We start from the raw sequence: 26,490 nt of genomic DNA, 5'->3' as shown, positions 1-26,490 counted from the left end.
CCTCACCCTCCTTGCGTCGGCGACAGGATTTCGACCCGGTCACCTTCGGACAGGGCATGGGCAACGCGCAGGCTGGAGGGTACGAATTCCTCGTTCACCGCCGTTGCGACACGGCCCGAGAAACCGCATTCATCTAGCAGCTCTGCCAAGGTGGAGGCCTTTACGTCCTTGGGGTCGCCATTAAGCACGATCTTCATCGACCATCTCCGAATGTTTGTTCTCAAGCGCCAGATCGGCCACGCCCTGTGCCAAGGCTGGGGCCAACAGGTAGCCATGGCGGTAAAGGCCATTGGCATAGATCGTCCGGCCCAAGCGCCGGATACGCGGCAGGTTGTCGGGAAAGGCAGGGCGCAGATCGACGCCGATTTCCAGCACCTCAGCCTCACCAAAGGCCGGGTTCAAAGCGTAGGCCGCGCTGAGCAGTTCCAGCATCGAGCGTGCGGTGATCCGGCTGCTGTCTTCGCTTTCGATCATGGTCGCGCCCAGCATGTAGATACCCTCACCGCGCGGCACGATGTAGAGCGGCATCCGCGGGTGCAACAGTCGCACAGGACGGTTCAGTGTCACATCAGGGCAGTGGACAACCAGCATTTCGCCCTTCACGCCACGCAGATCATGCAGATATTCGCGTGCATGCAGCCCTCGGCAGTCGATGGCGTTTTCCAACTGCGTAGGTGCGAGTTTGCGTTGGAATTCTACGCCCTTGTCTTTGAGACCTCGATGCAGGTCCAGCAACGCCTGACGGGGGTCAAGATGCGCTTCTTGATCGAAGTACAATCCCTTTCCGAATCCATGAAGATCAGGCTCTAAATCAGTGATTTTCGCCCGATCTACCTCTGAATAGGAGCTCGTCCGGCGGGCAAATCTGCGCAAATCCGGAATGTCCCGCGCATTTGCCACGACCAGAGTGCCGCATCGTTGCACATGCGTTCGGGAAGCCCACCATTCGATGGCGGATTGACCCAGCCTGAGGACAGGTTCCTCCGCGTTTTCATACTCGCACCACGGGGCCAGCATACCGCCCGCCCACCAGGAGCATCCATGCGGACCCGGAGGGCCGCCGGGATCGAAAACCTGTACCTTTGCCCCGCGCGAGACCAGCTCGGACGCGACGGCCAAACCGGCAACACCGGCCCCTATGACGGACCAGAGGATCACGCAGGCCAAACCCGGTGGAAGTGGTGAACAGGCCCGTGGCCCGCACCGATCTTCAGCTCATCGGCCCGCGCGATTGCACCCTGCAGATACTCATGCGCCTGCGCCACAGCATCGACAAGGGTCAGGTCCTTGGCCAAACCTGCAGCGATGGAGGAAGACAGCGTGCAACCCGTTCCATGGGTGTTTCGAGTGGCCTTGCGGGGGGCCTGAAATTCGGCAATCACCCCGGTTTCGTCGATCAGCAAATCATGGCAAACATCCCCTTTTCCATGACCGCCCTTCATCAAGACCGCTTTTGCGCCCAACGCACGCAGAGCTTTGCCCTGTTCAACCATCGACTCAGGCGTTTCGGCATCACCTTGATCCAGCAAACATGCCGCCTCGGGTAGATTCGGCGTCAAAACGGTTGCACGGGGCAGCAGAACGTCGCGTAGCGTTTGAACTGCCTCATCGGCCAGAAGAGCATCACCGGATTTCGCAATCATCACCGGGTCCAGAACGACAGGCCCTTGAAATCCAGAAATCCCCCGCGCCACGGTCTCAATAATCTCCGGCGTCGCCAGCATTCCGATCTTGATGGCGCGCACATCCAGATCGCTGAGCACCGCTTTGATCTGGGCCGAGATCACCTCTAGCGGGATTCCATGCACGGCCGTAACCGCCTGTGTGTTCTGAGCGGTAACGGCGGTGATCACGCTGGCCCCGAAAACACCCAAAGCCGACATCGCCTTGAGATCGGCCTGAATGCCCGCGCCGCCGCCGCTGTCGGATCCTGCTATGGTCAAGGCAATAGGTGCCACGTCGTTGCTCCATCAATTTTGAGCAACTCGGGCATGGAAAACGTCTGTTTGCTTTAGACCGTTCCCTACGCCGGAATTGCCCGGATCAGGTTCGATGGGTTAGCGCTTGCGCCTCTCAGCCCTTCGATAAGGGCACCCCAACGGTTGATGCGGACAATCTCAGGACCGGTCTGGAAAATCAAGCCTCAATCCGAGTATCGTATGGCCAATATCTTCAATAAAATAAGGCCAGAGGAACGGTGGAGTTTGCGGGAACCTGCCCGGCGCTCCGAAGCTATTTGCGACAGATGAATGAAGGATCACATCCTTTGGAAGGCCGAGCCACCCGGCGACAGAGACGTGTGGGGCGGCGGGATCAGAGCCTCGATCGAAAAAGGCCGCCCCAGTTAGAGCGGCCTGAACTTAGCTTTTCATCCCATCCCAGAAGGACTTCACGGATGAGAAAAAGCTTTTTGATTCTGGATGGTTATCCTCACCCAAATCATCAAACTCACGCAAAAGTTCTTTCTGGCGTGAGGTGAGGTTGACCGGAGTTTCCACAGCCAGTTCGATGAACATGTCACCGATGCCACCACCCCGCAAAGCAGGCATGCCCTTTCCGCGCAGGCGCATTTGGCGACCCGACTGGCTGCCCGCCGGGATCTGCACCCGTCCGCGCCCGCCATCAATGGTCGGCACCTCGATGGACCCGCCCAGCGCGGCTTTGGCCATGCTGACAGGCACGCGGCAATAGAGATTCACGCTGTCACGTTCGAACAGTTTGTGGTCCGAGACCTCAACAAAGATATAGAGGTCACCCGGAGGGCCGCCGCGCATACCGGCCTCACCCTCACCCGCGAGGCGGATGCGTGTACCGGTCTCAACACCGGCCGGGATATTGACCGACAGCGCGCGTTCTTTTTCCACACGACCCGCGCCATTGCATGATTTACAGGGGTTTTTGATGATCTGCCCAAGGCCCGAACAGGTCGGACAAGTCCGCTCAACGGTAAAGAACCCTTGCTGCGCCCGGACCTTACCCATGCCCGAGCAGGTTGGACATGTCGTAGGTTCAACACCACCCTCTGCACCCGAGCCATCACAGGCCGAACAAGCCACGGCTGCGGGGACGTTGATGGTTTTCTGCAGGCCCGAGAAAGCCTCTTCCAGCGTTACGCGCAGATTATAGCGCAGGTCGGACCCGCGTGCCGCGCGACGTCCGCCGCCGCCACCACGTTGTCCGCCCATGAAGTCGCCGAAGAGATCATCGAACACATCCGAGAACGCGCTGGAGAAGTCACCCTGACCAAATCCGCCGCCCGGACGGCCACCACCGCCCATGCCATTTTCAAAAGCGGCATGACCAAAACGGTCATAGGCCGCTTTTTTGTCAGCATCGCGCAGCACGTCATATGCTTCGTTCGCCTCTTTGAACTGCGCCTCGGCATCCGGGTTGTCCTTGTTGCGGTCGGGATGCAATTCCTTGGCTTTCTTGCGAAAACCTTTCTTGATCTCATCCGCAGATGCGCCCTTGGTGACACCAAGCACATCATAGTAGTCGCGTTTTGACATCAGTTTTCCCTTCTGCCTCAACGTAATCGGGCCGGCCCGGCAAGCGGACCGGCCCAGATTGGCCCGGTTACCGGTTACTTACGCTTGTCGTCGTCCAGATCTTCGAACTCGGCGTCGACAATGTCATCATCCGCAGGACCCGCATCTGCTGCTGCAGGCTCTTCCTCGCCTTCTTCGGCTTGCGCCTTGTAGATGGCTTCGCCCAGCTTCATAGCAGCTTCGGTGACGTTCTGGATGCCGGACTTGATCTTGTCGGCGTTCTCGGTTTCCAGCTCGTCCTTCAGCGCGGCAATTGCAAGCTCAATGGCTTCGATGGTGGTCGGATCGACCTTGTCGGAGTGCTCTTCCATCGACTTCTCGGTCGAATGGATGAGGCTTTCCGCCTGGTTCTTGGCGTCGACCAGCTCGCGGCGTTCCTTGTCGGCTTCCGCGTTCTCTTCGGCGTCCTTGACCATCTTTTCGATGTCCTCGTCGGACAGACCGCCCGAGGCTTGGATGGTGATCTTCTGCTCTTTGCCGGTGCCTTTGTCCTTGGCCGAAACCGAGACAATGCCGTTGGCGTCGATGTCAAAAGTCACCTCGATCTGAGGCATACCGCGCGGCGCCGGCGGGATATCTTCGAGGTTGAACTGACCCAGGATCTTGTTGTCCGCAGCCATTTCACGCTCACCCTGGAACACGCGGATGGTTACGGCGTTCTGGTTGTCCTCGGCGGTCGAGAAGACCTGAGACTTCTTGGTCGGGATCGTGGTGTTGCGGTCGATCAGACGGGTGAACACGCCACCCAGCGTCTCAATGCCCAGCGACAGCGGGGTAACGTCCAGCAGAACCACGTCTTTGACGTCACCCTGCAGAACACCGGCCTGAATCGCGGCGCCCATGGCAACCACTTCGTCCGGGTTCACACCTTTGTGGGGCTCTTTACCGAAGAATTTGGTGACCTCTTCGATCACTTTCGGCATCCGGGTCATACCACCGACCAGAACAACTTCGTCCACGTCAGCAGCCGACAGACCGGCATCTTTCAGAGCAGCGGCGCAAGGCTTCATCGACTTTTTGATCAGGTCCGAAACCAGCGATTCCAGCTTGGCACGGGTCAGCTTCATGACCATGTGCAGCGGCTGACCGTTCGAACCCATTGAGATGAACGGCTGGTTGATTTCGGTCTGCGAGGTCGAGGACAGTTCGATCTTGGCTTTTTCAGCGGCTTCTTTCAGACGCTGCAGAGCCATCTTGTCTTGCGACAGGTCGACACCGTGTTCCTTTTTAAACTCATCCGCAAGGTAGTTGACGATGCGCATGTCAAAGTCTTCACCACCCAGGAAGGTGTCACCGTTGGTCGACTTAACTTCGAACAACCCGTCGTCGATTTCCAGAATGGTCACGTCGAAGGTACCGCCACCAAGGTCATAGACCGCGATGGTTTGGGTTTCTTCCTTGTCCAGACCATAAGCCAGAGCAGCCGCTGTCGGTTCGTTAATGATCCGCAGCACTTCCAGACCGGCGATTTTACCGGCGTCTTTGGTGGCCTGACGCTGAGCATCGTTGAAATATGCCGGAACGGTAATAACCGCCTGCGTGACTTCCTCACCCAGATAGCTTTCTGCGGTTTCCTTCATCTTGCCCAGAGTGAAGGCCGAGATTTGGCTCGGGGAGTACTTTTCACCGCGGGCTTCAACCCACGCGTCGCCATTGCCGCCATTGACGATGGCGTACGGCACCATTTTCTTGTCTTTTTCGACTTCTGCATCATCCACACGACGACCGATCAGACGCTTGACGCCAAAGATCGTGTTGTCGGGGTTGGTGACCGCCTGACGTTTTGCAGGCTGACCGACCAGTCGCTCATCTTCGGTGAAGGCGACGATCGAGGGCGTGGTCCGCGCCCCTTCGGCGTTTTCGATGACCTTCGGCTGCGAGCCATCCATGATCGCAACACACGAGTTGGTGGTGCCGAGGTCAATCCCGATTACTTTTCCCATATTTTCAATCCCTTTCTCTTCAAGGCGATGTCCCGAGGGCCGGACCCGTTATGGCATCCCGTCCCCGATCTGATGTGCGCGACAGCACTACACCATCGCGCGTCTCGGCGTATATAAGGGCCGGACCAGAGGCCTGCAAGCATTCTGAATTGCAGGTTTTCGGGAATCTGCGGCCTTTTTTGGCAAGGATTTGGTAAGGAATGGGGAATCCGGCATGGCTCGGCTGCTTTTACGGGGATTTGAGATCAGGAAAGGCTATCTGGACAATGCCGCCCAGAGCCGGCTGATCGATGCGCTGCGCCCGATTCTGAAATCTGCGCCCCTGTTCCGCCCCGTGACACCATCGGGCAAAGAGATGTCGGTGCGCATGACCTCTGCCGGGGATTTGGGATGGGTGACGGACAAGGCGGGCTACCGCTATCAGGGCCAGCATCCCGGGGGCATGAACTGGCCCAAGATCCCCGAACTTGTCCTTGCGATCTGGCACGATCTGGTGGGGCGTGATCGCGCGCCGGATTGCTGCCTGATCAACTACTATGGCGAAGACGCGAAGATGGGCCTGCATCAGGACAAAGATGAGGCCGATTTCTCATGGCCTGTGCTGTCGGTCTCGCTCGGCGATGACGCGCTGTTCCGCATCGGCAACACAACACGCGGAGGCAAGACGGAATCCATCTGGCTGAACTCGGGCGACGTGGTGATCATGGGCGGCCCAGCGCGATTGACCTATCACGGCGTGGACCGCATCCGGTTCAAATCATCCAAACTGCTACCCAAAGGCGGGCGGATCAACCTAACCCTGCGCGTTGCGCTTTAGCGGCGCGCGCTCCAGCTTTGTGAGACGTGTTTCTTGGTGAAGAAGACGCCCAGCAGGCCGATCATCACCAGCGCGACGCCAACCCAGACCGCATATTCCCAGCTTGTGTTGCGCGGGTAATAGTTGCGGAACACAAAACCGCGGCATTGGTCGATCAAATGAAACAACGGGTTCCAGGTGAACAGCATCAACATGTATCCGCCCAGCGCATTGGCTAAAAACATCTTGCCAGAGAAGATCATCTGCAACCGTCGGTACACCGTGGTCAGAATGCCTGCCGTCATTGGAAACCAAGGCCGCAGCGCCATCAAAACCAACCCCACCGCACATCCGGTGAACCACGACAAAAGCACCATCGCAAAGGCAGGCCCCGGCTGTTCGATTGCCAACGGTTTTACTGCGGCATGGTAGATGAACAGGATGACAAACATAGTCACCATCATGGTGTAGAGCGTCCCGAGCGCCGTGGCCACGATCGTGATCACCATGTTCATAGGTGAGTGCAGCATCATCGGGTTGTTGCCCGCTCCCACACCTGCGACCTGTTTTACAGCCCGAATATGCAGCAAGAACAGGAACACGCCTGACAAGAGATACAAAACAAGGTCACCACGCACCTTGGCCACCCGCGTGCCCATGAAGGACATAATCAAGTAAAACACCAGCACCATCACAAGGACCTGGATAATACTGCGCAAAATCGCGACCACCGCGTTTGCGTGTTGGGTGCGGATATCGCGCACAACGGCATGAAAGATCAGCTCGACCGTGGTGAAGGCACCACCCAGCAGGGTCTTGTTACTCCTGAAATAGAACACGTGTCGGGTCTTTCCTGCTCTGTTGACCTCAGTCTTTCACGAATACCTTGCCGTTCGGTAACCAGCACATCATAAGTCCGTCACCACATTCGATCAATAAACCACCAAATCGGAGCTTTTTTGTGACCTACGACGCCCTTATCCCCGTCATCCGACGTCTGGCACTGGAAGCCGGTGACAAGATCATGGAAATCTACAACTCGGACACCTTCGATGTGAAGGTCAAATCCGACGAAAGCCCCGTGACCGAGGCTGATGAGGCCGCCGATGCGTTGATCTCAGAAGGGCTGCGCGCCGCCTTCCCCGACATCCTGCTGGTGACCGAAGAACAGGGCGCCTCGCATTCCGAAAAGGGCGAAACATTCCTGATCGTTGATCCGTTGGATGGCACCAAGGAATTCATCAATCGGCGCGGAGATTTCACCGTCAATATCGCACTGGTCGAAAACGGTACCCCCACGCGCGGTGTCGTCTATGCCCCTGCGCGCGGTCGCATGTTCTATACCCAAGCCGATGGGCAATCGGTTGAGGAAACCGGCGCATTGGATAAAGTCCACGCGGGGGAGATCACGTCGATTTCAGTCTCTAATCCGGACAATTCTGCCCTTCTGATCGTCGCCTCTAAATCGCACCGGGATCAGGCAACCGAGGATTACATCAACAAATATCAGGTGCAGGACAGCAAGAGCGCGGGCTCGTCCCTCAAGTTCTGTCTGGTCGCAACGGGTGAGGCGGATCTCTACCCACGGGTCGGACGCACGATGGAGTGGGACACCGCCGCCGGGCACGCTGTACTGGCAGGGGCTGGTGGTCAGGTGGTCCGGTTCGACGACCACACACCGTTGACCTATGGCAAGGACGGCTATGCAAACCCGTTCTTCATCGCCTACGCTCCGGGTGTTGAGTTGAAGGAAGCCTGATGTCCGTTCTGATCGCCATTCCCGCCCGCTACGCCTCATCCCGCTATCCGGGCAAGCCTTTGGTGCCGCTGACTGGCGCAACGGGCAAAGCCATGACACTGATCGAGCGTTCATGGCGAGCGGCCAAGTCTGTGTCAGGCGTGGACAAGGTCGTTGTCGCCACAGATGACGACCGCATCCGGGAGGCCGCCGAAGGGTTCGGGGCCGAGGTCGTGATGACCTCGGAAGCCTGCCAGAACGGTACCGAACGCTGTGCCGAGGCGCATGAGGTTTTGGGCGGTGGCTATGAGATCATCGTGAACCTGCAAGGCGACGCGCCGCTGACACCGCATTGGTTTGTCGAGGACCTGATCTCGGGCCTGCGCGCCGCGCCCGAGGCCGGTGTCGCCACACCTGTTCTGCGCTGCGACGGAGACGCGCTGAACAGCCTGCTCAATGATCGCAAACACGGACGCGTCGGCGGCACGACCGCCGTTTTTTCCAGCGATAACAGTGCAATGTATTTCTCGAAAGAGGTGGTGCCCTTCACGTCTGACAGCTATGCAGGAACGGATCCAACCCCGGTGTTTCACCATGTGGGCGTCTATGCCTACCGCCCGGATGCGTTGGCGGCCTATCCCAGCTGGCCCACCGGTCCGCTGGAGCAGTTGGAAGGTCTGGAACAGCTGCGCTTCATGGAGAACGGCCGCAAGGTTCTCTGCGTCGAGGTCGAAGCCAAAGGCCGCCAGTTTTGGGAGCTGAACAACCCTCAGGACGTGCCCAAGATCGAGGCGATGATGGCGGATATGGGGCTGGAGTGATCCCTTTTCCCCCTGACCGATTCTGTTATCTGACGTAGAAGCGCTCAGCTATGACCACTGGACCTGATATGAAAACGATCCTTGTCACGGGCGGCGCAGGCTATATCGGCTCTCATGCTTGCAAGGCGCTGGCGCAGGCGGGCTTCGTACCAGTTACTTATGACAACCTTGTCACCGGCTGGCAGGATGCGGTCAAGTTTGGCCCGTTTGAACAGGGCGACCTGCTGGACCGCGCGCGGCTGGATGAGGTTTTTGCCAAATATCAGCCTCAGGCCGTGATGCATTTCGCCGCCCTCAGCCAGGTGGGTGAGGCCATGAAAGAGCCCGCGCGCTATTGGTCGAACAATGTGACTGGCTCGCTGACTCTGATCGAAGCTGCAGTGGCCGCAGGCTGTCTGGATTTCGTATTTTCCTCAACCTGCGCGACCTATGGCGATCAGGACAATGTTGTGCTGGATGAGGATACGCCCCAGCACCCGATGAACGCTTATGGCGCCTCGAAACGCGCGATCGAGGATATCCTGCGGGATTTTGAAGCCGCTCACGGCCTGCGCCATGTGATCTTCCGCTATTTCAATGTGGCTGGTGCCGATCCCGAAGGCGAGGTTGGAGAGTTCCACCGCCCTGAGACCCATCTGATCCCGCTGATGCTGGATGCGATTGATGGCAAGCGGGATGGCCTGACTGTGTTTGGCACCGACTACGACACGCCAGACGGCACTTGCATCCGCGACTATGTGCATGTCTGCGACCTAGTCGACGCGCATGTTCTGGGCCTGAACTGGCTGCAACAGGGCAAGGACAGCCGCGTGTTCAACCTGGGCACCGGCTCGGGGTTCTCGGTTCTTGAGGTTATCGAGCAGTCCAAAACCGTCACCAACCGCGCCGTTCCCTACAGCGTCGGGCCGCGCCGCGCAGGGGATTGTACCAAGCTGGTGTCAGGCTCGGTCCGCGCAGAAGGAGAGCTGGGCTGGAGGCCAAAACGCTCAACGTTAGAGACGATGATTACCGACGCGTGGCGCTGGCACCAAACCGGCGCCTACGAGAAATGAGCCGCCGTTGACCCCCGTCAGCGTCCAGCTCCCTCGTATCAGCCCGGCCCAGAAATACCGGCTGCGCTGGAAACGGCGCAGGCTGCTGTGGCAATCCTGGCGCAGTCGTCACCAGTTGACCTGTTTGCAGAACAGAACCTCGGATATCCAGCGTGGAGGCATTCTGGCCTTCACCGCCCTGCGCAACGAATTGGACCGTCTGCCGTGGTTCTTTCGGCACTACCGCGCCTTGGGCATCGACCATTTTCTGATCGTGGACAATGGCAGTGACGACGGATCGACCGAGTTTCTATCGCAGCAATCTGACGTATCGCTTTGGTACACTCAGGTCAGCTACCGCGCCGCGCGCTTTGGTCTGGATTGGCTGACCTCACTGCAAATCCGGTACGGCCACGGTCACTGGTGCCTGACAGTCGACGCGGATGAGCTGCTGATCTACGCGCATCACGACACCCGAGTTTTGCAGGACCTGACCCGCTGGCTGGAAGAGCAAGGCCGCGCCGGGTTCGGTGCTTTGATGCTGGATCTCTACCCGAAAGGCCCGCTCGGGTCGCAAACCCATGACCCGGAAAGTGATCCGACCGAGACCCTGAACTGGTTCGACGCCGGCCCTTACCGCGCGCAAAGGCAAACCCCTATGGGTAATCTATGGGTCCAGGGCGGCGCGCGCGAGCGGGTGTTTTTCGCCAATACACGCCAGCGCTCACCGACTTTGAACAAGATCCCTCTGGTCAAGTGGTCTCGGCGCTATGCCTATGTAAACTCGACCCATTCCGCGCTGCCACGTCGCCTGAATGCTCTCTATGATGGGCCGAACGGAGACACGCCTTCCGGGGTGCTTTTGCACACGAAGTTTTTGCCCGAGATCACCACAAAGTCGCGGATCGAGAAACAGCGCCGCCAGCATTTTCATGATCCCGACCAATTCCAAACATACTATGATGGGATCATCGCGCAACCGGATATGTGGACGGACCAGTCCGAGGCCTATACCGGTTGGTTAAAACTACAGCAGCTTGGGCTGATGAATGCAGGGGGCTGGTCGGATCAAAAGGGCTAGGGTCACTAACCTGTTGTAAATGCATTGCCCCGCAAGATGAAAAAATGGCATAGTCGGCGGAACCCGTATGTTGGACACTCAGCATTCAATCCGGGGAAGCTCGCGTCAATAACAAGGGTTGGGCAGTCGCGTGGGCCTTTTGGAGTCTTATCGCATGAGGTTGCGGCGCAAGCGCCGTCTCGTGCGCTGCGTCAAAAGACGGCGTGAGCTGAAGCCCATCAGCACCAATACCGCCGCCATCCGCCCGGACGATGTGTTGCTGATGAGCGTTGTCCGTAACGAGAAGATCCGCCTGCCCTTCTTTCTGGACTACTACCGCAAGCTGGGCGTGAACCATTTTCTGGTTGTCGACAATGACAGCGATGACGGCAGTCTCGAGTTTCTGCGCGCGCAGCCCGATGTCTCGGTCTGGCAGACGAAAACCAGCTACAAAAAGGCGGGTTTTGGGTTGGATTGGTCCAACTATCTGCTGCGCAAATACGCGCATGGGCATTGGGTTCTGACCGTCGATCCTGATGAGTTCTTCATCTATCCGTTCTGCGACACCCGCCCGATCAGCGCGCTGACGGATTGGCTGGACAGCTGTGCGGTGCGAAGTTTCGGCACCATGTTGATCGACATGTATCCCGATGGTCCCGTAGACGACGAACCCTATCACGAGGGTCAGGACCCGTTTGAAATCGCGCGTTGGTTCGATGCTGGGAATTACATGATTTCCAAGAACCCCGAATATAAGAACCTTTGGATTCAGGGTGGCCCAAGGGCACGTGTTTTCTTTAAGGACAACCCCTCGAAGGCCCCGGCGCTGAACAAGATACCCTTGGTGAAGTGGGATCGGCGCTATGTCTATATCAGCTCGACCCATTCACTGCTGCCGAGGGGTTTGAACCAAGTTTATGACGAATGGGGCGGGGAAAAGACCAGTGGCGCGTTGTTGCATGCCAAACTGATCAACACCCTAGGCGAAAAGGCGCGCGAAGAGATGCAGCGCAATCAGCACTATCGCGGGTCCGGTGAGTACAAGGCCTACGCCAAACAGCTGGAGGAGCAGCCCGTTTTCCGCTGCGATCGGTCCGAACAATACATCAACTGGCGACAGCTTGAGATTCTGGGCCTCATGTCGAAAGGCAACTGGGCATGAGTTCGCTGGGAATCGTCATGCTGGTTCATACCGCCCTGGACCGGGCGGAGCAGGTTGCCCGCCATTGGACCGCCGCGGGCTGCCCAGTTGTGATCCACGTGGACGGCAAGGTCGCCGAAAAGACGTATTCCAACTTTGTCGCCTCCTGCGCGGACAACCCCCTAGTCGGTTTCTCGGAGCGTCATACGTGCGATTGGGGCCGTTGGGGTATCGTCGCGGCCTCGCAGTCCGCATCAGAGCAGATGCTGGACAGCTTCCCGGACGTGCGACATGTATTCCTGTCGTCCGGCGCGTGTCTGCCTCTGCGCCCAGTGCAAGAGCTGATCGACTACCTGTCCGACCGTCCCCGCGTCGATTTCATCGAAAGCGCTACTACCGCCGATGTCAGCTGGACGATCGGTGGGCTGGACCATGAACGCTTTACCCTGCGGTTCCCGTTTTCATGGCGCAATCAGCGCAAACTGTTTGACGCCTATGTAAAACTGCAACGGGCGACCGGCATGCGCCGCAGCATCCCAGACGGTTTGACTCCGCATATGGGCAGCCAATGGTGGTGCCTGACGCGGCAGACCCTCTCGGCCATTTTGCAAGACCCCAGGCGTAAGGTCTATGACCGCTATTTCCGCCATGTCTGGATACCGGATGAAAGCTATTTTCAGACACTTGCGCGGCTCTATTCCACGCATATCGAAAGCCGGTCCCTGACCCTGTCGAAATTCGACTACCAGGGGCGGCCCCACATCTTTTACGATGACCACCTGCAACTGCTACGCCGGTCGGACTGCTTTGTTGCCCGTAAAATCTGGCCCCGGGCCGAGAGACTTTATCACTCTTTCCTGACCGACCAGACCAGCGCGATGCGGCCGGCCGAACCTAACCCGGGCAAGATCGACCGCGTTTTCTCCAAGGCGGTCGAGCGGCGCACTCATGGGCGAGATGGCCTCTATATGCAAAGCCGCTTTCCCCGCCACGGCAGCGAGAACGGTCTGACGGCTGCGGGTTATTCGGTGTTTCAGGGGTTCTCGGACCTGTTTGAAGAGTTCGAAACCTGGCTGGAAACTGCGACCAACACACGGGTTCACGGGCACCTCTTTGCCGCAAACCGCGCCGAATTCGCGCAGGATGAGACGATCACCAATGGCGCGCTCAGCGACAGTGCCACGTTGCGCGACTATAACCCCAAGGCGTTCCTGTCGAACCTGATCTGGAACACGCGCGGGCAGCGCCAGTGTTTCCAGTTCGGCCCTCAGGATACGCAGGACATCAACTGGTTTCTGGCGCGGGACAAGAACGCGCAGATCTCGGTGATTACCGGGGCGTGGGCGATTCCGCTGTTCCGGTCAAACATGAACTTCGCCGATATCCGCTGCGAAGCTGCCCGCTTGCAACAGATCGAAAGCAAACAGCTTGAGGTGCTAAGCTCGGTTTGGACAAAAGCGCGTGTGCGGAGCTGGACGCTGGCAGATTTCATTGAGGCCCCGATGGAGCCTCTGCAAACCATTCTGGACGAGATCGCACCACAGACGTCCCGCCACCTGACCGAGGCCCCGCTTATGGTCGATCTGGCCGGCTTTGGGCAATTCCTCCAGAACCTCAAGAACCAGGGCATGCACCCGCAACTGATGGGCGACTTCCCCGTCGATGATGTGTTTGGAACCCGCACCAAGCCTTTCCGCAAACCTTATCTGGTGCAGTGATCCCCGATGGCCGGTCCCTTTGAATCGTTCGTAATCCTGGGTGCGATGCGCACCGGATCAAACCTGTTAGAGGCCAACTTGAACCGGATCGACGGCCTCACTTGCCATGGTGAGGCCTTCAACCCGCATTTCATCGGGCGGGTGAAATCAGATCAGATTCTGGGTCTAACACTGGACGAAAGAGACCAAGATCCCGGGAAACTCCTGACAGCGATCCGCGCAGCCCCGGACGGGTTGCACGGGTTTCGGTATTTTCAGGAACACGACCCGCGCATCCTGCCTGAGGTCCTAAACGACCCGCTCTGCGCCAAAATCATCCTCAGCCGCAATCCGCTTGACAGCTATCTTTCGCTGAAGATCGTTCGGAAAACCAAGCAATGGCAGTTGAAGAATATCAAGCGCCGGTTGGAGGAAACGGTCGAATTCGACGCGGCTGAGTTCTCGGATTATGTCGACACAATCGCCTCTTTCCAGATGTCCCTGCTGAACCACCTGCAAAGATCGGGCCAGACCGCCTTTTACATCAACTATGATGAACTGGACGATCTTGAGGTTTTGAACGGTCTCGCCAAGTGGCTCGGAGCGGTCGGGCGGTTGGATGCGCTGGACGATACGCTCAAGCCGCAGAACCCGTCAGCCGCTGTGACCAAAGTGACCAACCCGGACGAGATGGCGCGCGCAGTATCAGGGATGGACCGTTTCGCCTTGCACCGCACGCCAGATCTGGAACCACGACGCGCACCAAAGCTGCAAAAATGTATCGCGGCCCCGACAACACCAATGCTGTTTCTACCGATTCCCGGCGGGTTAGAGCCTGTTATTGCCCAATGGCTAGCACGGATTGATGGGTGCGACGAGGGCGCATTGCACGGCACCCGCGACGCGGTCGAAAGCTGGATGCAAACCCATCCTGGGCACCGCAAATTCACCGTTCTGCAACATCCGATCGCCCGCGCGCATACTGCGTTTTGCAACTTTGTTCTGGCCAAAGACCATGACGACTATGCCGATATCCGCCACATGCTGCGCAATCGTTTCAAACTTCCGATCCCCGGACAGTTGCGTGAAAAGAATTACTCGAAAGACCAGCACCATGCGGCGTTTGCAGCTTTCCTGACCTTCCTGCATCACAACCTGAACGGCCAGACTCCGATCCGGGTTGATGCGATGTGGTGCAGCCAGTCAAAGGTGATCGAGGCGATGGTGCCTATCGCCTTACCCGACCTGATTCTGCGAGAGGATGACCTGCAGACCGCTCTGCCCGATCTCGCCGCAAGCTTGGGGAACGCAAACCCACCCACGCCAGAAATCCGCGCAGCAGACGCGCCCTATGGATTGGAAGAGATCTACGACGCACAACTCGAGGCGCTGGCAGCAAAAGCCTACCAGCGCGACTATGCGAAATTCGGGTTTGGGCCCTGGCGCTAGGGACGCAGGGTGATCAGCGTACCTTTGTTGACCATCGCATAGATCTCTTCGATCTCGTTATTCTTGACGGCGATGCATCCGGCGGTCCAGTCCGGGGTCTTCTTGGCACGCTTAAGCTCCGACCGCAGATTGGGCTGACCGTGGATAAAGATATCACCACCTGGATCAACGCCCGCCGCCTTGGCCTGAGCTACATCCTGTGAGTTGGGATAGGAAATGCCCAAAGACAGATGATAGCGGCTTCTCGGGTTGCGCCGATCGATCAGGTAGCTCCCCTCGGGGGTCCGACCATCACCACGCTTGGTTTTGGTGCCATTGGGCGCAAAGCCCAGATCAACATCATATTCCCGCAAGACATGCTCATGATGCAGAAGGTACATCTTGCGCGCGCTCTTGTTGACGACCAGCGAGGTCACCTCGGGTCCATCATATGTCAGAAATCTGGGGCCAGCTGAGGCACAAGCCGAAAGGCTCAGCGTTGCCATTGCACCCAATCCAAATGCTCGACGATCCATGATTCACTGCCTGCTGCTTTTTTTTGGTTATTATGCCAAAAACTGCAAAAACTGAAATCACTTTTTGATGTTTGATTGCTCAATTAGTCGGCGTTCTATGGCTTCCAGCCGCTCTAGCACCTCATCTCGGTAGGCATCGGTCTTCACTTCGTCCTCGGCGTGGTGCGCATCCTGCATCGAATTCACGATCAGACCGACTAGCAAGTTCACAACCGCGAAGGTCGTGACCATGATAAAGGGCACAAAGAACAGCCAGGCGTAGGGGTAAACCTCCATCACCGGACGCACGATGCCCATGGACCAGCTTTCAAGCGTCATGATCTGGAACAGCGTATAGGCTGACAGGCCCAAATCCCCAAACCAAGCCGGGAAGGAATAAGAGAACAGCTTGGTCGAGATCACCGCGCCGATATAGAACAGGATCGCCATCAGTAGAAACACGCTGGCCATGCCCGGAAGGGCCGAGATAAAGCCCTCGACCACGCGGCGCAGGCGCGGGGCAACCGAGATCACGCGCAAGACCCGCAGGATTCGCAGGGCCCGCAGCACCGACAAACCGCCCGCGCTTGGGACCAGAGCGATGCCGACGATCGTGAAATCGAACAGATTCCAACCACTCTTGAAGAAGTTGCGGCCCGAGACGATCAGCTTCATCGCGATCTCGACCACAAAAACCGCAAGGCATAGTTTATCGAGAATGACGATCAGCGGCCCAGCCGCGTCCATCAGCGTCGGTGAGGTCTCCATCCCCAGCAAGATCGCGTTGAAGATGATCACAGCCGTGATGAACTGCCCGAAGAGGGGGGCTTCGATGATGCTCTGCAAGCGCTGTTTGAACGCCATGGGTTGCTGTCTCCTTAACGTGCGGGGTTCAGCACAAACCGCGCGGCCAGTTCCGTATGGGACGACCACCGAAATTGGTCAACGACCTGCACCCATTCAAGGGCGTAGCCTGCATCAACCAGCGTTTTTGCATCCCGCGCAAAGGTAATGGGGTTGCACGAGACATAGGCGATCACCGGGGGCTGCGCCTGCGCAAGTTCTGCGACCTGCGCTTCGGCCCCCGCACGCGGCGGGTCAAGGACCACGGCATCAAAGCCCTTGAACTCATCCGACATCAGCGGGCGCCGGAACAGATCACGGGCCTCACAGGTGACGCGTTTCAACCCCGTGGCCTTGCGCCATCCCTGATCAAGTGCCTGCGTCATAGCGGATTCACCTTCGACCGCGTGAACCTCGACCTCTTGCGCGAGCGGTAGAGAGAAGGTTCCACTCCCGGCAAACAAGTCCACAACCCGCCTTGCACCTTGCGTGGCTTCCAAAACAGCCTGTGTTAGAGCCTGTTCTCCGTCCTTTGTGGCCTGCAGAAAGGCCCCCGGTGGCGGGATGACCCCGGCGATTCCAAAGCGCTGGACTGGCGGTTGCCGCATCGCGATCACCTCACCATCCCAGCTGAGGCGCGCCAGCCCGTGTTTCTCGGTCGCTTGCGCCAAAGCGAGTTCCAGTGGGCCGTCCAAGGGCTTGCCTCCAGACACCGCAATATCCAAACCACCCTCGGACAGGGTCAGCGTAACTGCCAGTACACCTTTGCGGCTGCCACCCAGCAGCGCCAGCGATTCGGCGACCGGGATCGCGGCGATCAGGGCCGGGTCCAGGAGATGGCAATCCGGGATTTCAGTGATCGTGTCGGACGCGCGACCGTGAAATCCGGCCAGCGTGCCTTTCTTTGTCCGCCGCACGGCAATTGTTGCCCGCCGACGAGACCGCTCGGGTGAGGTGTGAATCGGCCGCATCGGGGCCTCAAGGCCCTGTGCTGACAGCGCTGCGCGCACAATTCCCACTTTCCAATCCGCCACAAAGGCGTCTGAGGCGTGCTGCAACTGGCAGCCTCCACACGCTTTGTAGTGGCGGCAAGGGGCTTTAACCCGCTGATCGGACGGGGTTTCCACCCTCATGTCTTCCAGTAGCTGGCCGACCAAAGTTCCGCTGACAACTTCGCCCGGCAAAGTCCGGGGAATATAGACAGGGCCGTCTGCGATGCCGTCACCCTGATGACCAAGGCGGTTGATGGTGAATTGCTGCGTCATGGGGGCCTGATAGCCGGGCTTTGCCTGCAACAAAACCCTTATTCCGCGGCCTCGGCCTGAATGAAACCACCCGACTGGCGATGCCAGAACCGCGCATAGAGCCCGCCCTGATCCAAAAGCGCCTCATGCGTGCCAGCCTCAACGATCTGCCCCTGATCCAGCACAACGATCCGGTCCATCTCGCTGAGGGTGGACAAGCGGTGCGCGATGGCCAGCACGGTTTTGCCCTCCATCACCCGATGCAGCGCATTCTGGATCGAGGCTTCGACCTCGGAATCGAGCGCCGAGGTCGCCTCGTCCAGCACAAGGATAGGGGCGTCCTTTAGAATTGCGCGCGCCAGGGCGATCCGCTGCCGTTGTCCACCGCTGAGCTTCACGCCCCGCTCACCGAGATGCGCGTCGTAGCCTTTCCGGCCTTGCGCGTCTTCGAGGCTTAGGATGAACTCATGCGCTTCAGCCTTCTCGGCGGCCTTGATCATCTCGGCCTCGGACGCATCGGGGCGGCCATACAGAATGTTCTCACGCGCCGATCTGTTAAACATGGCGGTTTCCTGCGTGACCATCCCGATCTGACGGCGCAGGCTGTCTTGTGTCACCTGCGACACATGCTGTCCGTCAATCAAAATTTCGCCTTTTTCCCCGTCATAGAGCCGCAACAACAGCGAAACGAGGGTGGATTTGCCTGCACCAGAGGCTCCGACGATGCCCAGCTTTTCACCCGGTGCGATCATTAGGTTCAGATCAGAAACGCCGCCGATATCCCGGCCGTAGGCAAAGCTGACCGCCTGAAAGGCGATGCTGCCCTGAGAAATAGCAAGGTCCTTGGCTGCCGCAGCGTCCTCAACCCGATCCCACTTGGCCAGCGTTTTCATACCGTTTTCGATCTCGCCAACATTGGCGTAGAGACCCATCAGCGTGAAGCTGACCCAGCCCGTCATTTGGGAAATGCGGATCGCAACCGCACCCGCCGCCACAATATCCCCGGCCGTTGCCATGCCCAGTTGCCAAAGCCAAAGCGTTGCACCAAGTAACATCACGGGCAGAACACCTGCCAGAACCATCAGAATGAACCGGAACGCGGCAGAGAGTTTGCCGAAATCCAGAGACCTTTCGCGCAGGTCAACCATCGCGTTTCGCGCTGTCTGATCTTCGAACGCGGAGTGGGCAAACAGCTTGACGGTTTTGATATTGGTGATCGTATCCACCACCTGCCCCGACACCATGGCCCGTGCACCGGCCCGAGCGGCCGAGCGTTTGCGAATGCGGGGAAGATACCAGCGGACCAGCATGAAATAGACCACAAGCCAACCGGCAAAGGGCAGCATCACCAACGGATGAATAGACCCTAACAAAAGCAAAGATCCAACAAGAGACGCCAAAGCAAACACAATCGCACTGATCGTTTCCGACACGACCGAAGCCATCGCGTTCGAGGTTTGCATCTGCTTCTGGGCAATCCGACCGGCAAAATCGTCATCGAAATACGTGACTGACTGGCCCAAGGTCCAACGGTTCAGCTTGGCCAGAACCAAGGGCGGGATGTTTGGCATGACGATATAGTTGTTCGACACCGAGGACAGGCCAAACAGGATCGGGCGGATCACCATGAAGAACGCCGCCGCGCCCAGGATCATCCAAATATTCTCAGCGGTCAAAAACCGCTCGGGCCCGCCCGAGGTCGCGACGTCGATGACCCGGCCCAGAATCCAGGCGGTGGCGGCCTCCATCGCGCCTGCAATCGCCGAGAACGCCGCCGCGACAAACAGCATGGGCCAGGCGCCTGACAGACTCCAGCGAATGAACGCCCCCAGCGTTTGTGGTGGGGGCGTCTCGATGTTCTTGAACGGGTTGATGAGGTCGGCAACCCTCATTCAGCGGCCTCCGGATTCATGAAGCCGCCAGATTGCCGCGCCCAGAACTGCGCGTAAAGGCCACCCTGCGCCAAAAGATCGGCATGCGCGCCCTCTTCCACGATCCGGCCCGCATCCATCACCAGAATACGGTCCATCTGTGCGATAGTGCTGAGCCTGTGGGCAATGGCAATCACGGTTTTTCCTTGCATCATACCGTAAAGGGTTTCCTGAATGGATGCTTCAACCTCGGAATCTAGGGCGGATGTCGCCTCATCCAACAGCAAAATCGGCGCGTCCTTCAAAATGACCCGCGCCAGCGTCACACGCTGCCGCTGACCCCCTGATAGTTTCACGCCACGCTCGCCCACATGCGCATCATACCCGGTTCTGCCCTGAGGGTCCTGCAGGTCGAGGATGAACTCATGCGCTTCGGCCTGTTTGGCCGCGGCGATCATCTGGTCCTCGGTCGCATCCGGACGGCCATAGAGGATATTGTCGCGGACTGACCGATGCAGCAAGGCGCTGTCCTGCTGGACCATGCCGATGCGGCTGCGCAAACTGTCCTGCGAGACCTGCGCGATGTTCTGATCGTCGATCAAGATTGCGCCACGCTCAACGTCATAAAACCGCAAAAGAAGCTTTACTAGGGTCGATTTTCCGGCACCGGAGCGCCCGATCAGGCCAATCTTCTCGCCCGGTTGAATGGTCAGATGGATGTGGTCCAATCCTCCGGCCTCGCGGCCATAATGGTGGGACAGATCGTTGATTTCGATCTTACCCTTGCTCAGTTGCAGCGGCTTCGCCGTAGGCGCATCCAGCAGGTCGATGGGTTGGGCGATGGTCTCCATCCCCTCAGCGACGATGCCAAGCTGGCGGAAGAAGCTGGTCAGCGCCCACATGATCCACCCGGTCATCGCGTTCAGGCGCAGGGTCAAGGCAGTCGCCGCAGCAACAACACCAACCGAAGCTGTGCCTTGCATCCACAGAGAAATCGCCCATCCCACGACGCCCACGATCAGCAGACCGTTCAGAGTGACCAGAACCGCGTCCATGATGGTGAAGATCCGCATTTCGATCTGGAATGTGCGGCGCGTCTCCTCGATGGCTTCGCGGGCATAGTCCATCTCTTGCCGGCCATGGGCGAACATCTTGACCGAGTGAATGTTGGTGTAGCTGTCCACCACACGCCCCGTCACGGTCGAGCGCGCATCGGATGCCGCCTTAGACGCCGGGCCAACGCGCTGAATCGTCCAGCGCACCAACAGCGCATAAAGCGCAAACCAGATCAGCAGCGGGATCAACAATCGCGGGTCCGCCGCATAGAGCAGAATCGCCGCGCCGATCAGATACGCGAGCGAGAACGAAATCGCGTCAAAGACCTGAAACACCACCTCGCCCGCGGCGGGAGGGGTCTGCATGATCCGGTTGGCAATCCGCCCGGCAAAGTCATTCTCGAACCAGCCAACTGACTGGCGCAGAACATGTTTATGCGCACGCCAGCGGATCAGTGTGCCAAAACTCGGCAGGATTGTATTGTTGAGCAGCAGAACGTCGATCAAATGCAGCAACGGACGCAACAGCAGGACAAACGCGGCCATCAGCAACAGCTCAGTCCCGTGGTTCTGCCAGACCTCTGCCGGAGTGCCGCCCAACAGGTCAACCACGCGACCCATATAGGCGATCAACCCGATCTCAACCCCGGCCACGACGATCGAGATCAGCGCCGCCCAGGCGAACACCCGATAGAACGGGCGCGAATAGTCCAGCATGAACGGCCACAGCTTGGTTGGCGGCGCGTCGGCCTCCTTATAGGGGCCAAAAGGGTCAACGAGGTTTTCGAAATAGCGAAACATAGAGGAGTGCTCCGATTGAGCAGAAAATTAGACATGCGAAGAAGAATGGCGCCTGAACACCACCCTGTACGGGGTAAGCGTCCCGGCTTTAGCCGAACCAGATCCCGTAATACATTCGCAGTCCTCCATCCATGTGACAGCTGCACGTAAGCACAAACGTTCTGATTTGTCATCCCCTTTTGAGACTTCGCGCTACCCGGCCAGCAAATCCTCGCGCGTCAGGGTAAAGCCAGATGCGATCCAGCTTGCCTCAAGATCAGCCAGTTTCTTGCCCAGAGCGGGGCCAGAGAAATTGGGAATCAGATCCGTCGCCTTGATAGGGAACTGCGCCGCGGCCCCGGAATGCAGCGCTGTGCGCAGATCCTCGGACCAGGGGCGCTCGAGGAAGGCGCATCGCAGTAGCGTTTCGTGCAAGCCCCCCTCGTCGCCGTAGCGGTAGCCCAGTTCGGCCACACTGGTCGAGGCCTGCGCCTCATCCCTCATCCGGGTCAGGCGTTGCAGTTGGTTGCGGCTCAGGCGCAGCGTCTCCGCGTCCTCGGGCGTGGCAATGGCCGCCAGTCTGCGCACCGCGTCCGGTTCGGCACCTGCGGCCTGCTCAATGGCGACCAAAGGCGCCAAGGCGCAATCATCCGCGCCCGGCAGAAGCTGCGCCAGTACTCCCGTGCTGCGCATTGCGGCAACGGAAGGGGCCGGATCGGGCGCACCCAACAGTTTCAGCAACTCGGCCCCGACACGTTCCCGCGACAAGTTGGACAAACCGTCCAGGTTCGCTGCAATCGCGGCCAGAGCATCCGGATCGAACCCGACCTCTACATCTCCGTACCAGGCATGAAACCGGAAGTAGCGCAGGGATCGTAGGTAATCTTCGCGGATGCGGTTTTCTGCGGTCCCGATAAACCGCACACGGCGCGCCTGAAGGTCTGGCAGACCCAAAAGCGGGTCTAACACGGCGCCATCCGGCCTCGCATAGATCGCGTTCATGGTGAAATCGCGCCGGGCTGCATCTTCTTCCACCTTGTCCGAGAAGGCCACAACCGCGCGGCGGCCATCGGTTTCCACATCGCGGCGAAAGGTGGTAATCTCATGCGGGATGTGATTGCAAACCACAGTGATCGTGCCGTGATCAATTCCCGTAGGGATCGCCTTGAGCCCAGCGCTCTGCGCCAGGTCCAGCACCGTTTTGGGATGCGCATCTGTTGCGATATCAATGTCCGACACCGGCGCGCCCAAAAGCGCGTTGCGCACGCATCCCCCCACAAACAGCGCTTGCGCGCCGCCATCCGTGAGGGCTGCGCATACCTTTTGTGTCGCAGGGTCCGAAACCCAAGCTGCGCTGATTTGCTTCATTCACTCACCCGTGCTGCAAGCCCGCGCAATATGCGGGCGGTCGCGCCCCATATGTAATAAGGGCCATAGGGCACGGCAAAATACTTCCGTCTTGTTCCCTGCCAACGGCGCGACTCGATCACATAATTCGCAGGGTTCAGCACATGTGCAAGGGGGACCGAGAAAATTTCGTCGACTTCGCCCGGCTCAGCCACCGGGTCGAAGCCCTGCCGAATGATCGCCACCACCGGGGTGACCGAGAAGGACGTGACGGTTTCATGCGTGGGTAGAAACCCCACAACCTCGGGCAGGTCAGTGGGCAGACCGACCTCTTCCCGCGCCTCGCGCAGGGCAGCGGCGGTGACATCCGCGTCGCCTTCATCCTGCTTGCCGCCGGGAAAGGCGATCTGGCCGGGGTGGTGCTTCAACGCCGAGGATCGTTTGGTCAGGATCAGCCGTGGCATCCCGTCCGCGACGGTGATCGGCACCAGCACCCCCGCCGGGCGCAGTTTGCGCCCCGGCGGCAGCACGGTGTCTGGGTTCAGGTCAAAATCACTGGACCGATGGCCCGGACGCCCCAAGGCCGTCCGGAGTTGTGTCTCTAACTCAGACACTTTTGCTGTCTTCGGCGTCAAACCCTACGGTGGCAGGATCCAGCACGTAATGCGCGCCGCAGAACTGACAATCGGCCGTAACCTGACCTTCGGGGGTGGTCATCTTTTCAATGTCCTTGGCCGAATAGATCGACAGGCTTTGGCGCACGCGCTCTTCTGAACAGGTGCAACCGAACTGTACCTGCTGCGCGTCATAGACCCGTGGGTTTTCCTCGTGGAACAGACGCACCAGCAGATCGGTTGGCGCAATCGAGGGGCCGATCAACTCAAGATCCTCGACCGTATCCAGCAGGATATTGACGCGGCCCCAGTTCTCACCCTCTTCGCCATCGACCAGATCCGTAGCGGTCAGGATCTCTCCGGTGCCTTCGCTGGATGCCGCAAAGGGCGAGGCTTTGGGCATATGCTGCAACATGATGCCGCCTGCACGCCAATGCTCACCCACACCCGGTTCGGTCGATTTGCCGAAGCTCAGCGAGAAGCGGGTCGGCAGCTGCTCGGACTGCGCAAAATAGGCTTCGGCACAGGCGCTGATCGAGCCTCCGGCCAGCGGAGTGATGCCCTGATAGGGCTGCGTGCCTTCGCCTTGGTCGATCATGATCGCGAAATAGCCCTCGCCCACCTGATCGAAGGGCGCACCATCGGTCAGACGATCGCGGTCGAAACTGGCGTAAGCGCGGATGCGGGCCGGCTCACCCTCTTTCTGTGGTGCGTAGTAGTCGGTGGCAATCATGCGCACCGGACCCTTGGACTGCACCTGCAACGACAGCTTCCATCGGAGCGAGACAGTCTGACCGATCAACGCGGTCAGCAGGGCCATCTCGGCCACCAGGGCCTCAACCTTTTCCGGATAGTCATGCTGTTTCAGGATGCCGTCCAACACGCCATCCAGACGGGCCACGCGCCCGCGCATGTCCGATACATCGAGTTGAAAGGGCAGGACGGTATCGTCCCACGCGATTTTTGTTCCAAGAGACATGGGGTTTCCTTACACGCCAAGGGTTGGCATACCGGCACCATATAGGTCGCAGAGATTGGGTTGTAAGGGGCCATACATGATCAGACGGTTCGGCGAAAGCCCTGAACCTGGGCGCAAGTATACTCGGCGGGTCGGAGTCTACGCGTTGCTGCCTCGCTCCGGGCACCTTCTTCTGACCTGTCAGACCGAACCGGGGCCGGATCTGCAATTGCCCGGCGGCGGCATTGATCCAGGCGAATCGCCAACAACCGCCCTGCATCGGGAAGTGTTCGAGGAAACAGGCTGGCTGATCGCTGCACCACGTCGAGTCGGCGCGTTCCGTCGGTTCACGTATATGCCGGAATATGATCTTTGGGCCGAGAAGGTCTGCCTGATCTATCAAGCGCGTCCCGTGCGCCGCCTGGGGCCACCAAGCGAGCCGTTCCACGAAGCGCTCTGGATGCACGCCGCCGACGCGGTTGAAACTCTGGGCAATGATGGCGATCGCCATTTCGCGACGTTGCATCTTCGCGGGCTTTAGATCGTTTCGGGTTTAACCTGCGACACGAATACCCTGCCACGCTTTCAGCGTATTCGGGACATTCGTTTCACTTGATGAGTCAGGTAAAACCTTAAACGATCTAGGCCCCATTGTATTCAAAGAAAACTGCCGAGACATCGTCCCCCATACCGCTGTCAGGTGACATCACCTGAGTCAGGCGCCAGAACAGATCGTCCAGAAACTCAGGCCCTCCGCGACCCGCCGCACAGTCGAGCGCCATCTTTCGCAAGCCGTCATCATCCAGCATTCCGCCTTCCGCCAAGGCGCATTCCGTGAACCCGTCTGAATGCAGCAACAACCGGTCCCCGGGCTCCATCTTCGCCTCAACCTGCTGAAACTTCACATCCGGGATCAACCCGATGGGCAGCCCACCTTCGCCCAGAAACTCGGTCGTGCCATCGCGTCGCAGCATCAACGGATGTGGATGCCCGGCCTGAACCATCCTGATATGCCCGTTGCGCAGGTCTACAATGGCATAGACCATCGTAAAATATTCTTCGATCCCCGCGTCCGCCAGCAATCGGGAATTCAGCATCCCCGCGACTTCCTCCGGGGGAAGCAAAGCGTAGAATTTGTCAAACCGCTTTTCCATTGCGACGTTCTGTTCGAAATGTTTACTGGACAGATAACCGCCCAACCGCGCCGTCATCATCGCCGAGGTGATGCCGTGACCAGATACATCAATGCTGTAGAACCCAAGGCGGTTGGGGCCGGGTGAGAACATCCCCACCAGATCACCTCCGATATGCCCGCAAGGCTTCAACAACAGGCTAACGCGCGATTTTCCGAACTCTTGCGTGAGGTCGGGCACTAGCGATTCCTGTATCTTGCGGGCTTGAATCAGGTCCTTGTCGATGGCCTCATGCGCCAGTTTCAACTCTTGCAGGGCAGATTCGATCAGGCGATTTTTCTGTGACAACTCACGCTGCATATCCAGAATCCGCGCCCCGGCCGAGATACGCGCGCGCAGCTCATCCGCCTCAAGCGGTTTGATCAGGAAGTCATCCGCGCCCGCGTCCAGACCCCGCGCCACCTCCTGCTTTTCGCTTTTGGAGGTGAGCAGGATGAAATAGCTGTAATGTTCTGCCTCAAGCGCACGGAAGGCGCGGCAGAACTCAAGCCCGCTCATCCCCGGCATCACCCAATCGCTCAGCACAAGGTCTGGCGCGGCTGCGGTGCAGATATCTATCGCCGCCTCGCCGTTGTCTGCCTCAAGTACCTCAAATCCCCATTTCTTGAGCGATGCCACCAGAATGCGCCTTTGCAGGCGGCTGTCATCCACAACCAGCACCCTCCGGATTGCACCGAAGTCCAGATCGGATCTGGTTTCCTCAAGACTTGCCGCTGGCACTCTGCAACCCCACACGCTTCCTTTTATCGGGATGGTGCGATCCTACGCGTCTGGGGCTTAACATCGAGTGAAGGCCAATTAAGGCCGGTGCTTAACCCGACATTTACTCAAACCGGACTACCAACGATCCATTCAATTCCGATGCAG

General features: G+C 58.7%; 24 protein-coding genes and 1 riboswitch. Of the genes, 9 read left to right on the top strand and 15 right to left on the bottom strand.

The features are described 5' to 3' along the window. Positions 1-2: 2 nt before the first annotated feature. The 5 genes from thiS to dnaK form a co-directional block, all read right to left on the bottom strand. Positions 3-197, bottom strand: coding sequence for a sulfur carrier protein ThiS (gene thiS / locus ACP15L_RS10360; RefSeq protein ID WP_425084097.1), 195 nt, complete (start codon positions 195-197; stop codon positions 3-5). Beyond that, complete coding sequence (gene thiO / locus ACP15L_RS10355) at positions 181-1,158, bottom strand: glycine oxidase ThiO (protein WP_425084096.1); 978 nt, start codon at positions 1,156-1,158, stop codon at positions 181-183. Before thiO ends, thiS begins: the two co-directional genes overlap by 17 nt. Continuing rightward, the gene (thiD, locus tag ACP15L_RS10350; RefSeq protein ID WP_425084095.1) at positions 1,155-1,958 is read right to left on the bottom strand and encodes a bifunctional hydroxymethylpyrimidine kinase/phosphomethylpyrimidine kinase; all 804 of its coding nucleotides are present in this window, start codon (positions 1,956-1,958) and stop codon (positions 1,155-1,157) included. The genes thiO and thiD overlap by 4 nt, the downstream gene beginning before the upstream one ends. A gap of 45 nt (positions 1,959-2,003) precedes the next feature. Next, positions 2,004-2,108: riboswitch (TPP riboswitch) on the bottom strand. Positions 2,109-2,360: 252 nt separating this feature from the next. After that, the gene (gene dnaJ / locus ACP15L_RS10345; protein WP_170380244.1) at positions 2,361-3,509 is read right to left on the bottom strand and encodes a molecular chaperone DnaJ; all 1,149 of its coding nucleotides are present in this window, start codon (positions 3,507-3,509) and stop codon (positions 2,361-2,363) included. 74 nt (positions 3,510-3,583) lie between these two features. Then, positions 3,584-5,491, bottom strand: a complete 1,908-nt coding sequence (gene dnaK, locus ACP15L_RS10340) for a molecular chaperone DnaK (protein WP_170380243.1) — start codon at positions 5,489-5,491, stop codon at positions 3,584-3,586. A gap of 214 nt (positions 5,492-5,705) precedes the next feature. Here dnaK and ACP15L_RS10335 point away from each other — a divergent pair, with 214 nt between their 5' ends. Next, positions 5,706-6,308: an alpha-ketoglutarate-dependent dioxygenase AlkB family protein gene (locus tag ACP15L_RS10335; protein ID WP_425084094.1), complete on the top strand. Its 603-nt coding sequence runs from the start codon at positions 5,706-5,708 to the stop codon at positions 6,306-6,308. Here ACP15L_RS10335 and ACP15L_RS10330 read toward each other — a convergent pair. Continuing rightward, on the bottom strand, positions 6,305-7,126 hold the full coding sequence (locus ACP15L_RS10330) for an ABC transporter permease (RefSeq protein WP_425084093.1): 822 nt from the start codon (positions 7,124-7,126) through the stop codon (positions 6,305-6,307). The two genes, ACP15L_RS10335 and ACP15L_RS10330, sit on opposite strands and share 4 nt — an antisense overlap. Before the next feature lie 122 nt (positions 7,127-7,248). Here ACP15L_RS10330 and cysQ point away from each other — a divergent pair, with 122 nt between their 5' ends. The 7 genes from cysQ to ACP15L_RS10295 all read left to right on the top strand — a co-directional run bounded on the left by cysQ (position 7,249) and on the right by ACP15L_RS10295 (position 15,224). Next, positions 7,249-8,046 (top strand): 3'(2'),5'-bisphosphate nucleotidase CysQ, encoded by a 798-nt coding sequence (gene cysQ / locus ACP15L_RS10325; protein WP_425084092.1) that lies wholly within the window; start codon positions 7,249-7,251, stop codon positions 8,044-8,046. Then, positions 8,046-8,846: a 3-deoxy-manno-octulosonate cytidylyltransferase family protein gene (locus ACP15L_RS10320; RefSeq protein WP_425084091.1), complete on the top strand. Its 801-nt coding sequence runs from the start codon at positions 8,046-8,048 to the stop codon at positions 8,844-8,846. The genes cysQ and ACP15L_RS10320 overlap by 1 nt, the downstream gene beginning before the upstream one ends. Positions 8,847-8,914: 68 nt before the next feature. Further along, a complete protein-coding gene (gene galE / locus ACP15L_RS10315; protein ID WP_425084090.1) occupies positions 8,915-9,898 on the top strand; it encodes a UDP-glucose 4-epimerase GalE in 984 nt (327 codons plus the stop codon). A gap of 7 nt (positions 9,899-9,905) precedes the next feature. Next, on the top strand, positions 9,906-10,958 hold the full coding sequence (locus ACP15L_RS10310) for a glycosyltransferase family 2 protein (protein ID WP_425084089.1): 1,053 nt from the start codon (positions 9,906-9,908) through the stop codon (positions 10,956-10,958). Between the two features lie 154 nt (positions 10,959-11,112). After that, the gene (locus ACP15L_RS10305) at positions 11,113-12,099 is read left to right on the top strand and encodes a glycosyltransferase family 2 protein (protein ID WP_425084088.1); all 987 of its coding nucleotides are present in this window, start codon (positions 11,113-11,115) and stop codon (positions 12,097-12,099) included. Next, a complete protein-coding gene (locus tag ACP15L_RS10300; RefSeq protein WP_425084087.1) occupies positions 12,096-13,796 on the top strand; it encodes a beta-1,6-N-acetylglucosaminyltransferase in 1,701 nt (566 codons plus the stop codon). The genes ACP15L_RS10305 and ACP15L_RS10300 overlap by 4 nt, the downstream gene beginning before the upstream one ends. Positions 13,797-13,802: 6 nt before the next feature. Then, positions 13,803-15,224 (top strand): nodulation protein NodH, encoded by a 1,422-nt coding sequence (locus tag ACP15L_RS10295; protein ID WP_425084086.1) that lies wholly within the window; start codon positions 13,803-13,805, stop codon positions 15,222-15,224. Here the strand turns inward: ACP15L_RS10295 and ACP15L_RS10290 are convergent. From ACP15L_RS10290 to ACP15L_RS10255, 8 genes are all read right to left on the bottom strand, one after another. Continuing rightward, entirely contained in the window at positions 15,221-15,739 is a 519-nt protein-coding gene (locus ACP15L_RS10290) for a L,D-transpeptidase family protein (RefSeq protein ID WP_170660940.1), read from the bottom strand. The two genes, ACP15L_RS10295 and ACP15L_RS10290, sit on opposite strands and share 4 nt — an antisense overlap. A gap of 57 nt (positions 15,740-15,796) precedes the next feature. Further along, positions 15,797-16,582, bottom strand: a complete 786-nt coding sequence (locus ACP15L_RS10285) for an ion transporter (RefSeq protein WP_170550765.1) — start codon at positions 16,580-16,582, stop codon at positions 15,797-15,799. A 14-nt stretch (positions 16,583-16,596) separates the two neighbouring features. Then, on the bottom strand, positions 16,597-17,826 hold the full coding sequence (locus ACP15L_RS10280) for a class I SAM-dependent RNA methyltransferase (RefSeq protein WP_425084085.1): 1,230 nt from the start codon (positions 17,824-17,826) through the stop codon (positions 16,597-16,599). A 38-nt stretch (positions 17,827-17,864) separates the two neighbouring features. Then, a complete protein-coding gene (locus ACP15L_RS10275; protein ID WP_425084084.1) occupies positions 17,865-19,697 on the bottom strand; it encodes an ABC transporter ATP-binding protein in 1,833 nt (610 codons plus the stop codon). Next, the gene (locus ACP15L_RS10270; protein ID WP_425084083.1) at positions 19,694-21,532 is read right to left on the bottom strand and encodes an ABC transporter ATP-binding protein; all 1,839 of its coding nucleotides are present in this window, start codon (positions 21,530-21,532) and stop codon (positions 19,694-19,696) included. The genes ACP15L_RS10275 and ACP15L_RS10270 overlap by 4 nt, the downstream gene beginning before the upstream one ends. A gap of 192 nt (positions 21,533-21,724) precedes the next feature. Beyond that, positions 21,725-22,879 (bottom strand): CCA tRNA nucleotidyltransferase, encoded by a 1,155-nt coding sequence (locus ACP15L_RS10265; protein WP_425084082.1) that lies wholly within the window; start codon positions 22,877-22,879, stop codon positions 21,725-21,727. Next, the gene (locus tag ACP15L_RS10260; protein WP_425084081.1) at positions 22,876-23,472 is read right to left on the bottom strand and encodes a CoA pyrophosphatase; all 597 of its coding nucleotides are present in this window, start codon (positions 23,470-23,472) and stop codon (positions 22,876-22,878) included. The genes ACP15L_RS10265 and ACP15L_RS10260 overlap by 4 nt, the downstream gene beginning before the upstream one ends. Further along, positions 23,465-24,451 carry an Hsp33 family molecular chaperone HslO gene (locus ACP15L_RS10255; protein WP_170667592.1) on the bottom strand — a complete coding sequence of 329 codons (987 nt, stop codon included), beginning with the start codon at positions 24,449-24,451 and terminating at the stop codon, positions 23,465-23,467. The genes ACP15L_RS10260 and ACP15L_RS10255 overlap by 8 nt, the downstream gene beginning before the upstream one ends. A 76-nt stretch (positions 24,452-24,527) precedes the next feature. On the opposite strand from ACP15L_RS10255, the gene ACP15L_RS10250 reads away from it, so the two are divergent. Next, positions 24,528-24,971 carry an NUDIX hydrolase gene (locus ACP15L_RS10250; RefSeq protein ID WP_425084080.1) on the top strand — a complete coding sequence of 148 codons (444 nt, stop codon included), beginning with the start codon at positions 24,528-24,530 and terminating at the stop codon, positions 24,969-24,971. A 100-nt stretch (positions 24,972-25,071) separates the two neighbouring features. Here ACP15L_RS10250 and ACP15L_RS10245 read toward each other — a convergent pair whose 3' ends face one another. Next, complete coding sequence (locus ACP15L_RS10245; RefSeq protein WP_425084079.1) at positions 25,072-26,343, bottom strand: PP2C family protein-serine/threonine phosphatase; 1,272 nt, start codon at positions 26,341-26,343, stop codon at positions 25,072-25,074. Positions 26,344-26,490 lie beyond the last annotated feature (147 nt).

The sequence above is a fragment of the Ruegeria profundi genome (genome assembly GCF_049800715.1).
In the GTDB taxonomy this organism is placed as follows: domain Bacteria; phylum Pseudomonadota; class Alphaproteobacteria; order Rhodobacterales; family Rhodobacteraceae; genus Ruegeria; species Ruegeria profundi_A.
This window is presented reverse-complemented; position numbering and strand designations above follow the sequence as displayed.